Genomic DNA, 12,353 nt, shown 5'->3' with positions numbered 1-12,353 from the left:
GATGACTGAGTCCCAATTCACGCCGCGCGTGTTTTCCGGCATCCAGCCTTCGGGAAACCTGCACCTTGGGAACTACCTTGGTGCACTCAAGCGTTTTGTCGATATGCAGGGTCCCGAATTCGAAACCGTCTATTGCATGGTCGATTTGCACGCCATCACCGTATGGCAGGACCCAGATCGCCTACGCGAAAAAACACGCGAGGTTTGCGCGGGCTTTATCGCGGCGGGCCTTGATCCAGAAAAATCAATCCTGTTCAACCAAAGCCAGGTGCCCGAGCACACTCAACTGGCCTGGATTTTCAACTGCGTCGCCCGAATGGGCTGGATGCAACGGATGACGCAGTTCAAGGACAAGGCGGGCAAAAATGCGCAAAATGCCTCGCTTGGCCTGTTTGCGTACCCTGCCCTGATGGCAGCCGATATTCTTGTCTACCACGCGACACATGTTCCTGTGGGCGAAGACCAGAAGCAACACCTGGAATTAACCCGCGATATCGCGATCAAGTTCAACCATGACTACGGCGTCGACTTCTTTCCCGTGACTGAGCCCGTGATTGGAGGCCCTGCCCCGCGCGTGATGAACCTGCGGGACGGTTCGCGCAAAATGTCGTCCTCCGATCCCTCGGACATGAGCCGGATCAACCTGACCGATAATGCCGATGCGATCGCAAAGAAAATCCGCAAGGCCAAGACCGACCCTGACGCTTTGCCGTCGGATGTTGAAGGTCTGGAGGGCCGCCCCGAAGCGCGTAATCTGGTCAATATCTACGCAGCACTCAGCGAACAAAGCATCGAGCAGGTTCTGGCCGAAGTTGGCGGCAAGCAGTTCGGTGATTTCAAACCGATGCTGGCTGATCTGGCGGTCGCCAAGCTGGCCCCAATCTCGACTGAGATGTCGCGCCTTATGGGAGAACAGGCCGAGATTGACCGGATTCTGGCTCACGGGGCCGAACGCGCCCGCCAGATCGCTGCTCCGATCCTGCAAAAGACCTATGAAATCGTCGGTATGGTCGGATCGGCATCACGCTGAATGCACTGGACCTTCGCCTGACGCCCACCTAGGGTCTGCCTGAACCAGAGGAGGGCGTCATGGCAACCGGCAAAAACATCCGGACCTACTTTCAGGGCCAATGGCATGACGGGGATACACCCATCATGCGCGCAGCGGATCATGGGGCCTGGCTTGGATCATCCGTATTCGATGGTGCCCGCTATTTCGACGGGTTGGCCCCTGATCTGCACGCCCATTGCGCCCGGGTGAACCGGTCCGCCGAAGCCCTGATGCTGTCACCCACCATGACAACCGAACAGATGGTCGAATTGGTGCATGAAGGGTTGCAAGCCTACAGCCCTGACACAGCTGTTTATATCCGCCCGATGTATTGGGGCATTGATGGCGACAGCACGGCAATCGTTCCGCAGGAAAACAGCACAGGGTTTGCCATCTGTCTGGAAGAAATCCCGATGGCACCGGAAACGGCTTCAGCCACGCTGTCGACCACGCGGTTCCGTCGCCCGGTACTGGAATCAGCAGTGGTCAACGCCAAGGCCGGGTGCCTTTACCCCAACAATGCGCGCATGTTGCAAGAGGCGCGCTCAAAGGGATTCTCGAACGCACTGGTCGCTGACGCGATGGGCAATGTGGCCGAAACGGCAACAGCCAACATCTTCATGGTCAAGGATGGCGAGGTCTTTACCCCGATCCCCAACGGCACATTTTTGGCAGGGATCACGCGGGCGCGACATATCAAGAATCTGCGCGAGGATGGTGTTACAGTTCATGAAACGGTCTTGGGTTTCGAGGATTTTCACCAGGCGGACGAGGTTTTCATGTCCGGCAATATGAGCAAGATCACACCTGTGACTGCGCTAGAAGACACACAGTTTCAGGTTGGTCCAATTGTCCGCCGTGCCCGCGCACTTTACTGGGACTGGGCTGCAAGCGAACGCTAGTAATCGACATGAACGTGTCCGAGTTGCCAGCACGCAAACGCTCGGGCATGATCTCTTAAAATTGAAGAGGACACCCATGCGTAAGTTCTTAGTTGTTCTGGATGACAGCCGTGAATGCCTGAACGCAATGCGGTTCGCCGCGATGCGTGCCGCGCATACAGGTGGCGGCGTGACGATCTTGTCGGTTATTCCGCCGGACGAGTTCAATCACTGGATCGGTGTTGCCGAAACCATGCGCGAAGAAGCCCGGGAACGTATCCATGCCCATTTCGAAGTCTTCGCCAAATGGATGCGCGACAAACAGAATGTAGAACCTGAACTGGCCATTCGCGAAGGTGATCCGGTGCCGCAGATCATCGAACATGTTCAGTCTGACCCAGAGATCGGCGTTCTCGTTCTTGGGGCGGGAACTGACAAGAAAGGCCCCGGCCCGCTGGTGACCCAGCTCACAAAGAACTCTGGCAGCCTGCCGATCCCGATAACGATTGTTCCCGGTGATCTGAGCAAGGAAAAGCTGGAAGAAATCACCTGAGGATCGAACGTGGCGAAGACGTTGCAGTTCTGGTTCGACTTCGCCTCGACCTATTCCTATCTCAGCGCGATGCGAATCGAACAGGCCGCACGGGGCACAGGTGTCTCGGTCGACTGGCAACCTTTTCTGTTGGGGCCGATTTTCGCGGATCAGGGATGGCGCACATCGCCGTTCAACCTGTATCCGGCCAAAGGGCGCTATATGTGGCGTGACATGGAACGTCTTTGCAGCGCACGCGGGCTGAAATTAGTTCGGCCTGACCCGTTCCCGCAAAACTCCCTCACCGCAGCGCGCCTGACTCTGGCCCTTGCGCATGGTGAGGAACGGGCTGCCTTCGCAAAGGCTGTCTTCAGCGCTGAATTCGGGGACGGACGGGACATCTCGGACGAAGACGTGCTTGAGGATTGCCTGAAGATGGCAGATCTGCCTGCGGCAGTGATGAATCGCCGAAAAGATGCGAGCATCAAGGCTGCTCTGTTCGAGCAATCCGCGCGCGCAAAAGCACTTGGCCTGTTCGGCGCACCGAGTTTTGTGGCGGGGGCAGAGCTGTTTTGGGGAGATGACCGGCTGGATGAGGCGATTCGTTACTTGCTCACGATTTAGAATCGTTCCAAATATTGACTTCTCCGACCCCTGAGCGCATATCAGAAACACCTCAGACGGAGCTGCCTCATGTTCATCCAGACCGAATCCACCCCAAACCCGGCCACATTGAAATTTCTACCCGGCCAAACGGTGCTTGAGGCAGGAACCGCGGATTTCCCGACAGCCGAGGCTGGTGATAAGTCCCCACTGGCCAAACGAATCTTTGCGGTAAACGGTGTGACCGGTGTGTTTTTTGGAAACGACTTTGTCACTGTGACCAAATCCGACGAAGTTCAGTGGGATCACATCAAACCTGCAATTCTTGGCGCAGTGATGGAGCATTATCAATCCGGCCAGCCTGTCATGGGTGCAGACGCGGCAGCGGCCTCGGGTCATGCCGAACATACCGGAGAAGATGCGGAAATCGTCAATCAGATCAAAGATCTGCTGGACAGCCGCGTGCGCCCGGCCGTGGCACAGGATGGTGGCGACATTACCTTTCATGGCTTTGATCGCGGCGTGGTCTATCTGCACATGCAAGGTGCCTGCGCGGGGTGCCCGTCATCGACCCTGACACTGAAGATGGGTATCGAAAACCTGCTGCGCCACTACATCCCTGAAGTGACCGAGGTTCGACCAGTTGCCGTCTGACCCGACGATCCTGGCATTTGATACATCGGCCGCGCATTGCGCGGCCGCTTTGTTGCGTGGCGGTGTGATCGCAATGTCCCGTGTCGAAGACATGGCACGCGGCCAGGCCGAACGGTTGATGCCCTTGTTGCAAGAAGTACTGACCGAAGCCGGTTGCGTATGGGCCGATCTGGACGCCATCGGTGTTGGGATTGGGCCCGGCAATTTCACGGGTATACGCATCTCGGTCTCTGCCGCCCGGGGCCTTGCCTTGGGCCTTGGCGTCCCCGCGGTGGGTGTTTCTGGATTCGATGCTCTGATTGAACTGGCAGAAGAGAGCCAACTTCCAGCCATCCCTGCGCCGCGCGAACAGGTGTATGTACAACTTCCCGGAACCGGCCCTTGCCTGTTGCCTTTGGGCGAGGCCGAACAGCATGGGCCTTTGTATGTCTGCCCCGACCCCGCATTGCAGGTACAAGCCGTTGCCAAACTTGCCGCAAGACGATGGCACAGCGTCAGTGCGTCTCCAGCCCCGCTATATGTCAGACCTGCGGACGCGGCCCCGTCCCGAGATGTGCCGCCTGTGTTGCTGGACCAATGACGCCTTACGAGATGGCAGCGACACATGCAGCGGCGTTCACCCAGTCACGCCCATGGACTGCCGATGAGTTCGCCAGCCTTTTGGAGAACCGGTTCACTGATTACGTTGGGGATGCCCGTTGCTTTGCCCTGTTTCAGGTGATCGCGGGTGAGGCAGAGTTGCTGACGATTGCGACTCATCCCGCGTTTCAAAAACAAGGGCTCGGGTCACAGGCGATGCACGACTGGCACGACCGGGCAGTCACTTTGCAGGCAAACCGCGCTTTTCTGGACGTCGCTGCCGACAATGTTGCAGCAATCGCTTTGTACTGGCGATGCGGGTATCGCCAGTGCGGTCAGCGCAAGGGTTATTATTCCAGAAAAACAGGCCCAAATATCGATGCTCTCGTAATGGAACGCCGACTGCCCTAACGGCAACCAAAGATTTTTTAGACCATTTGGTCAGAAATCAATTGACCATGACGGTTGCAAACGTCCTTAATTCCCGCCATCACAACACTTATGCTCGCTAAAAGTGGGTAAACGGGGCTAATCTTACCTCGTGCCAACAAAAAAAATGGGAGACTTAAATGACCCTGATGAAATCCTTGATGGGTGCTGCCGCTGCTGTCGCTCTGACCGCAGGTGCAACTTTCGCCGAACCGGCGCTGATCTTTGACCTGGGCGGCAAGTTCGACAAATCTTTCAACGAAGCCGCGTATAATGGCGCGCAGCGTTGGGCCAATGAGACCGGCGGCGAGTACCGCGAGATCGAGATCCAGTCGGAAGCACAGCGCGAACAGGCTCTGCGCCGTTTCGCAGAATCAGGTGCCAACCCGATCATCACCATGGGCTTTGGTATGGCCGATCCGTTGTCGGCCGTTGCAGGCGATTATCCTGAAACCAAATTCGTGGCTGTCGACGTGAACTGGCTGGACATCCCCAACATCCGCCAGATCGGCTTTGCCGAGCATGAAGGGTCGTACCTGGTTGGCATGATGGCAGCAATGGCGTCGAAATCGGGAACCGTTGGCTTTATCGGCGGTATGGACATTCCGCTGATCCGCCACTTTGGCTGCGGATACGCACAAGGCGCCAAAGCCGTGAACCCGGACATCAATGTTGTCGCCAACATGACCGGCACCACCCCTGCGGCATGGAACGACCCGGTAAAAGGTTCGGAACTTACAAAAGCACAGATCAGCCAGGGTGCTGACGTGATCTATGCCGCGGCTGGCGGTACAGGTGTTGGCGTTCTGCAAACGGCAGCCGACGAAGGCATCCTGTCGATCGGCGTGGACAGCAACCAGAACCACCTGCATCCGGGCAAGGTCCTGACGTCGATGCTGAAACGTGTGGACGTCGCGGTGTATGACGCGATGAAAGCAGGTGACGCCGTAGAAACCGGCGTGTTCACCATGGGACTGGCCGAAGAAGGTGTAGGCGTCGCCATGGACGATAACAACAAAGAGCTTGTTTCGGTCCAAATGAACGATGCGGTGGAAGAAGCCCGCAAAGCCATCATCAACGGCGATATCACCGTTGTCAGCTATTACGAGAACGACAGCTGCCCCGCACTGCAGTTCTGATATCGCGCGGGGCGGAAGGAACCCTTCCGCCCGGCCATCCACTCTGCCATCCGTGCCACCTGCCGGATGGGCTTTTCGGCAGTTGAGGGTAAGACATGACCGTCCCCGCCATTGAGCTCAAAGGGATCTCCAAATCCTTTGGGCCGGTTCAGGCCAACAAAGACATCTCAATCAGCGTCGCCCCCGGTACGATCCATGGGATCATCGGTGAAAACGGTGCGGGCAAATCCACGCTGATGAGCATCCTCTACGGCTTTTACAAAGCCGACAAAGGTGAAATTTGGATCAACGGGACAAAGACCGAAATCCCTGACAGCCAGGCGGCTATCGCCTCGGGCATCGGGATGGTGTTTCAGCACTTCAAGCTGGTGGAGAATTTCACTGTTCTGGAAAACATCGTTCTGGGTGCCGAAGATGGCGGCCTTCTGGCTCCGTCTCTGGCCAAGGCCCGCAAAGAACTGAAAGAACTGGAAGAAGAATACGAACTGTTCGTTGACCCCGACAAACGCATTGATGAGATCGGTGTGGGGATGCAGCAGCGTGTCGAAATTTTGAAGGCATTGTATCGCAAGGCCGAGATTCTGATTCTGGATGAACCGACTGGCGTTCTGACCCCGGCAGAGGCTGACCAGCTGTTCCGTATCCTGGATCGTCTGCGAGCCGAAGGGAAAACGATCATCGTGATCACCCACAAGCTGCGCGAAATCATGGAAAACACCGATACCGTTTCGGTCATGCGCCGTGGGCAGATGACGGCTACGGTGAAAACTTCAGACACCAGCCCTGAAGAACTGGCCGAACTGATGGTAGGCCGTAAGGTTTTGCTGCAAGTCGACAAGGTGCCTGCGACGCCGGGCAAACCCATCCTTGAGATCGAAAAGCTGAGCGTTTTTGATTCCGCTGGTGTTGAACGGGTTAAAGGTATCGACCTGACCGTTCGTGCCGGTGAGATCGTTGGCATTGCCGGTGTGGCGGGCAATGGACAGTCGGAGTTGCTAGAGGTTCTGGGCGGGATGCGTCCGGGACAAGGCTCGATCAAGCTGAATGGCGAACCGCTGGCACTAAGCGGTGCCGGATCAGACGGTCAGGCGCGTCGTGCACAGCGCATCGCGCACGTGCCCGAAGACCGTCAGCGCGAAGGCCTGATTATGGATTTCCACGCCTGGGAGAACGTGGCCTTTGGCTATCACCGGGACCCCGCTTATCAGCGTGGCCTGTTCATGGACAATTCCGCGCTGCGCGCTGATACCGAAGCCAAGATCGAGAAATTCGATGTTCGGCCACCGGATCCTTGGCTTGCCGCCAAGAGCTTTTCGGGCGGGAACCAGCAGAAAATCGTCGTTGCCCGCGAAATCGAGCGAAACCCTGACCTGCTGCTGGTCGGCCAGCCGACGCGCGGCGTTGACATCGGTGCGATCGAATTCATTCACAAGCAGATCGTTGCCCTGCGCGACCAAGGCAAGGCGATCCTGCTGGTTTCGGTTGAGTTGGAAGAGATCTTCTCGCTGTCCGACCGGATCGCAGTGATGTTCGACGGGCATATCATGGGCGAACGCCTGCCCAGCGAAACAGATGAAAAAGAACTTGGCCTGCTGATGGCCGGTGTTGCAGGAGAGGCCGCATAGGATGGAAAAAATGCCTAAATGGGCCGATGTCGTTCTGATCCCGCTGATCAGTCTGTTGCTGGCCGCTTTCCTGTCTGCGCTGGTCATCCTCGCCATCGGAGAAAACCCCGTCGAAGCTGTTAAGCTGATGGTAACAGGCGCGTTGGGGTCAACCTATGGCTGGGGCTATACGCTCTATTACGCGACAAATTTCATGTTTACCGGCCTTGCGGTCGCCGTCGCATTCCACGCCCGCTTGTTCAACATTGGTGGCGAAGGTCAGGCGATGTTGGGCGGTCTTGGGGTGGCCATGGTTTGCCTGTACGTCGACTGGCCGCATTGGAGCATTGCATTGCTTGCGGCCTGCGCGGCATCAATGCTGTTCGGTGCGTTTTGGGCCGCTATCCCAGCCTATCTTCAGGCCAAGCGCGGCAGCCATATCGTGATTACCACGATCATGTTCAATTTCATTGCCGCTGCCTTTCTGAACTACATGTTGGTCAACATCATGCGCCCGCAAGGGTCGCAGGACCCGGCAACCGCGCGATTCCCCGAAACCGTCCATCTGCCAACTTTCCAGTCAATGTTCTCGACCGCAGAAAACGTGGTGTTCCGGGGGGCTCCGGTAAACATTACATTCTTCATCGCGTTGCTGGCCTGTGTCGTCGTCTGGGCGCTGATCTGGCGGACCCGGCTGGGCTATGAAATCCGAGCTTATGGCCACTCTGAAACCGGCGCGGTCTATGCCGGTATCTCACCGGTTCGCATTACTATTGTTGCGATGCTGATCTCGGGTGCGCTGGCAGGTTTGATGGCCATCAATAACGTCATGGGCGAGGCGGAGCGCCTTGTCCTGAACTCGACCGAAGGCGCTGGGTTCATCGGGATTGCCGTGGCCCTTATGGGGCGCTCACATCCTTTCGGCGTATTGCTGGCCGCGCTTTTGTTCGGGTTCCTGTATCAGGGCGGGGCGGAACTGGCCCTGTGGGCATCGATCCCGCGCGAGCTGATCGTAGTCATTCAAGCGCTGGTGATCCTGTTCACCGGTGCGCTGGACAACATGGTACGGATGCCGCTTGAGAAACTGTTCCTTGGTATGCGGAAGAGGGCAGAGTAATGGACTTCTTTGTAACCCTCATCCAGGTTCTGGATTCGACCATCCGCCTATCCACGCCTCTTTTGCTGGCCTGTTTGGCCGGTCTGTATTCGGAACGGGCTGGCATTTTCGACATCGGGCTGGAAGGCAAAATGCTGGTGGCCGCGTTCTTTTCTGCGGCTGTCGCGGCGGTTACGGGTTCAGTCTGGCTGGGCTTGCTGGCAGGCATCGGATCCTCATTGGCGCTGTCAGGGCTGCACGGGTTGGCATCGATAACCTTCCGGGGCAACCAGCTGATTTCGGGTGTCGCAATAAACTTTCTCGCCTCGGGCCTGACAGTGCTTGTCGCCCAAAGCTGGTTCCAACAGGGCGGTCGAACGCCCTCGCTCTTTGGTGGCGGCCGGTTCGAGCCTATCAACTTTCCATTTGCCGATGCGCTTGGAGGGGTTCCGATTGTCGGCCCGATCTATTCCGAACTGCTCTCGGGCCATTCGATCCTTGTTTATGTGGCATTCCTGATGGTTCCAGCAACGTGGTGGGTGCTTTTCCGCACACGGTTCGGCCTGCGCCTGCGGGCTGTGGGTGAAAACCCGGCAGCCGTCGACACGGCAGGTGTATCCGTGGTTGGCCTGCGCTTCGCAGCCGTCGCGATCTGTGGCGTACTTTGTGGTATCGCGGGCGCTTATCTGGCGACGGCTTTGCAGGCGGGGTTCGTCAAGGAAATGACCGCTGGTCGTGGCTTTATTGCGCTGGCCGCCTTGATCTTTGCCAAATGGCGCCCGTGGCACGCCATGTGGGCCTGTTTGCTGTTTGGCCTGCTTCAGGCGGTAGCACTTCGGTTCCAAAACATCGATCTTGGTGGCGTAGTGATTCCGGTCCAGGTGATGGACGCCCTGCCCTATATCCTGACAGTTGTTATTCTGGCCGGTTTTGTCGGCAAGGCCGTGCCACCACGGGCAGGCGGAGAGCCCTACATCAAAGAGCGCTGATAAGGCCAGTTCCGAATGGAGTTTCAGTCCTGTTCGCTGCAAGGCGGCATGCAGAGTTGATTTTGCATGCCGCAACCGTTCTAAGAGGGTATGCACGTATACCTTCCCATAGCCGAAGTTTCTGTCAGCCCATTCCTGCTGTTGGGGATCGGTGGGGTCGTCGGTGTTTTATCTGGCATGTTCGGTGTCGGCGGAGGATTTTTGATCACTCCGCTGCTGTTTTTTATCGGCATTCCCCCGGCGGTTGCCGTTGCGACATCAGCCAATCAGGTTGTCGCTTCTTCCATTTCGGGATTGTTGGCGCATCTCAGGCGCAAGACCGTGGACCTGAAAATGGGAAGCGTTCTGCTGACCGGAGGGTTGTTTGGCGCGGCCCTGGGTATGGTGGTTTTCAATTTTCTCAAGCATCTCGGACAGGTCGATCTGGCTGTACAGATTTGCTATGTCGTGTTTCTGGGGGCCATCGGAACCCTGATGTTCATTGAAAGCCTTGCCGCCATCCGAAAAGCCAGAAAGCCTGGGTATCAACCTGCCCCCAAGCGACGCCAGCGTACATGGGTTCACGCACTGCCCTTCAAGATGCGGTTTCGGGCATCAAGCCTGTACATCTCGGTCATACCACCTGCACTGGTCGGGTTTGGTGTTGGCATCCTGTCGGCGATCATGGGTGTCGGCGGCGGGTTCATCATGGTACCCGCGATGATCTATGTTCTTGGCATTCCGACCAAAGTGGTTATCGGGACATCCCTGTTCCAGATCATTTTCGTCGCCGGTTTCACAACCATGATACATGCGTCGACAAATTTCAGCGTCGACATAGTGCTTGCCCTGTTCTTGTTGCTTGGCGGTGTTCTGGGCGCGCAATTGGGGACGCAGATCGGTGCACGTCTGAAAGCCGAACAGCTGCGCATTTTGTTGGCGTTGCTGGTCATGGGCGTTGCCGGAAAGATCGGATTTGACCTTCTATTGCCGCCGTTGGAGATCTTTTCTCTGGCAGAGCCTGGAGGGGTATGATGTTGTTTTCCCCGTACCACGCGACAATAACCGCTCTTGAATTCGAGTTTGATAGAAGGCAAGCCAAGACCCAGCGCAAAGTGACGGTATCATGCATATTTACCTGCCCATAGCCGAAGTCTCGGTAAATGCATTTCTACTCCTTGGTCTGGGTGGAATGGTTGGAATTCTGTCGGGGATGTTCGGGGTCGGCGGCGGGTTTCTCATGACGCCGCTGCTGTTTTTCATTGGCATACCACCGGCTGTTGCGGTTGCGACAGAGGCCAATCAGATTGTTGCATCGTCCTTTTCCGGGGTGCTGGCCCATTTTCGACGAAAGACCGTTGACCTCAAGATGGGTACGGTTTTGTTGACAGGCGGTCTAGTCGGGGCTGCATTGGGCGTTGTTGTCTTTAACTATCTAAAAAGCCTGGGCCAGGTCGACCTTCTGGTAACTCTTTGTTACGTGGTCTTCCTTGGTATCATTGGCAGCCTGATGTTCATCGAAAGCTTGAGGGCGCTGCGCAAAGCCAAGAAAGGCGGGGCAGCGCCAGCCAAGCGCCGCCAACGTGGCTGGGTTCATTCGATGCCCTTCAAGATGCGCTTTCGCACATCAGGTCTTTATATCTCGGTCATTCCACCGGTTGTAGTTGGTCTAAGCGTCGGGGTCTTGTCCGCGATTATGGGGGTCGGTGGCGGCTTCATCATGGTCCCGGCGATGATTTACCTGCTGGGAATGCCCACGAAAGTCGTTGTCGGCACATCGTTGTTTCAGATCATCTTCGTAACCGCATTTACCACGATGCTGCACGCGACCACCAACTATACCGTGGACATTGTCCTGGCGGTTTTGCTGCTGGTCGGGGGCGTCATTGGCGCCCAGATCGGAACCGTAATCGGATCGCGCATGCCGGCTGAACAGCTTCGCGTTCTGTTGGCGGCGCTGGTTCTGGTCGTCTGCGGTAAACTGGCCCTTGATTTGCTTCTTGAACCATCCGAGCTTTATTCGCTTGGCAACAGCGGGGGGCATTAAGAATGCTGCGCTATGTCTTTGCCGCTTTGTGCCTGCTCTGCCTGCCCGCCGCAGCCGATGAAGAGCAGGTCGTCCTGGGCCTCAGCCAGGATCGTGTTGCGATCACTGCCGACTTTGACGGGTCTGAGATCCTCATTTTCGGGGCCATCAAACGGGAATCACCCATTCCGCCAGGCCCACCAGTCGCGGTTATTGTAGCGGTTGCAGGCCCGTCCGAGCCCGTAACGGTTCGCCGCAAAGAGCGAAAGCTAGGGATTTGGGTAAACACAGATAGCGTTCTGGTCGACCTGGCACCAAGTTTCTACGCAGTTGCCACCAGCGAACCGTTGGATCAAATTCTGACCGATACCGAAGACCTGCGTCACCGCATTTCGATCGAACGCGCGATCCGGTCGGTCGGAGCGGCGATGCACATCCGTGGTGCTCAGGATTTTGCAGATGCCGTGATCCGTATCCGTGAATCTGAACAGCTGTATTCCATCCGCGAGAACACAGTGGCCGTGGACGAACAAACTTTGTTCCGAACGTCAATCGACATGCCCGCGGACCTGACCGAAGGGGATTATTCCGCCCGGATCTTCCTGACCCGCGGAGGAGAGGTTGTATCGCAATACGAAACCAAAATCGACGTCCGTAAAGTCGGGTTGGAGCGGTTTCTGTACAATATGTCCCGTCAGCAACCCGTTTGGTACGGGCTGATGTCATTGGTTATCGCAATTGCCGCGGGTTGGGGCGCGTCGACAGCGTTCCGACTGTTGCGGGAAAACTGA

At 56.9% G+C, this 12,353-nt stretch carries 14 protein-coding genes; all 14 read left to right on the top strand.

Annotation, left to right across the window (positions count from 1 at the left end):
• Position 1 precedes the first annotated feature (1 nt).
• The 14 genes from trpS (at position 2) to ACR3FC_RS12020 (ending at position 12,353) form a co-directional block, all read left to right on the top strand.
• The gene (gene trpS / locus ACR3FC_RS12085; RefSeq protein WP_480475150.1) at positions 2–1,030 is read left to right on the top strand and encodes a tryptophan--tRNA ligase; all 1,029 of its coding nucleotides are present in this window, start codon (positions 2–4) and stop codon (positions 1,028–1,030) included.
• A 59-nt stretch (positions 1,031–1,089) separates the two neighbouring features.
• Positions 1,090–1,953, top strand: coding sequence for a branched-chain amino acid aminotransferase (locus ACR3FC_RS12080; RefSeq protein ID WP_480475148.1), 864 nt, complete (start codon positions 1,090–1,092; stop codon positions 1,951–1,953).
• Between the two features lie 76 nt (positions 1,954–2,029).
• Complete coding sequence (locus ACR3FC_RS12075; protein ID WP_267366250.1) at positions 2,030–2,485, top strand: universal stress protein; 456 nt, start codon at positions 2,030–2,032, stop codon at positions 2,483–2,485.
• A gap of 9 nt (positions 2,486–2,494) precedes the next feature.
• A complete protein-coding gene (locus ACR3FC_RS12070; RefSeq protein ID WP_480475146.1) occupies positions 2,495–3,088 on the top strand; it encodes a DsbA family protein in 594 nt (197 codons plus the stop codon).
• A gap of 69 nt (positions 3,089–3,157) precedes the next feature.
• Entirely contained in the window at positions 3,158–3,721 is a 564-nt protein-coding gene (locus ACR3FC_RS12065; RefSeq protein WP_480475144.1) for a NifU family protein, read from the top strand.
• A complete protein-coding gene (gene tsaB / locus ACR3FC_RS12060; protein ID WP_480475142.1) occupies positions 3,711–4,301 on the top strand; it encodes a tRNA (adenosine(37)-N6)-threonylcarbamoyltransferase complex dimerization subunit type 1 TsaB in 591 nt (196 codons plus the stop codon). The genes ACR3FC_RS12065 and tsaB overlap by 11 nt, the downstream gene beginning before the upstream one ends.
• Positions 4,298–4,711, top strand: a complete 414-nt coding sequence (locus ACR3FC_RS12055; protein WP_480475140.1) for a GNAT family N-acetyltransferase — start codon at positions 4,298–4,300, stop codon at positions 4,709–4,711. Before tsaB ends, ACR3FC_RS12055 begins: the two co-directional genes overlap by 4 nt.
• Before the next feature lie 158 nt (positions 4,712–4,869).
• Complete coding sequence (locus ACR3FC_RS12050; protein ID WP_480475138.1) at positions 4,870–5,868, top strand: BMP family lipoprotein; 999 nt, start codon at positions 4,870–4,872, stop codon at positions 5,866–5,868.
• Between the two features lie 95 nt (positions 5,869–5,963).
• Positions 5,964–7,493, top strand: a complete 1,530-nt coding sequence (locus ACR3FC_RS12045; protein WP_480475136.1) for an ABC transporter ATP-binding protein — start codon at positions 5,964–5,966, stop codon at positions 7,491–7,493.
• 1 nt (position 7,494) lies between these two features.
• Positions 7,495–8,589: an ABC transporter permease gene (locus ACR3FC_RS12040; RefSeq protein WP_480475134.1), complete on the top strand. Its 1,095-nt coding sequence runs from the start codon at positions 7,495–7,497 to the stop codon at positions 8,587–8,589.
• Positions 8,589–9,557: an ABC transporter permease gene (locus ACR3FC_RS12035; protein ID WP_480475132.1), complete on the top strand. Its 969-nt coding sequence runs from the start codon at positions 8,589–8,591 to the stop codon at positions 9,555–9,557. The genes ACR3FC_RS12040 and ACR3FC_RS12035 overlap by 1 nt, the downstream gene beginning before the upstream one ends.
• 90 nt (positions 9,558–9,647) lie before the next feature.
• On the top strand, positions 9,648–10,571 hold the full coding sequence (locus ACR3FC_RS12030; protein ID WP_480475130.1) for a sulfite exporter TauE/SafE family protein: 924 nt from the start codon (positions 9,648–9,650) through the stop codon (positions 10,569–10,571).
• Between the two features lie 91 nt (positions 10,572–10,662).
• Positions 10,663–11,583 carry a sulfite exporter TauE/SafE family protein gene (locus ACR3FC_RS12025; RefSeq protein ID WP_480475128.1) on the top strand — a complete coding sequence of 307 codons (921 nt, stop codon included), beginning with the start codon at positions 10,663–10,665 and terminating at the stop codon, positions 11,581–11,583.
• A gap of 2 nt (positions 11,584–11,585) precedes the next feature.
• On the top strand, positions 11,586–12,353 hold the full coding sequence (locus ACR3FC_RS12020; RefSeq protein WP_480475126.1) for a TIGR02186 family protein: 768 nt from the start codon (positions 11,586–11,588) through the stop codon (positions 12,351–12,353).

This window comes from Ruegeria sp. AF3 (assembly GCF_056536285.1).
This window is presented reverse-complemented; position numbering and strand designations above follow the sequence as displayed.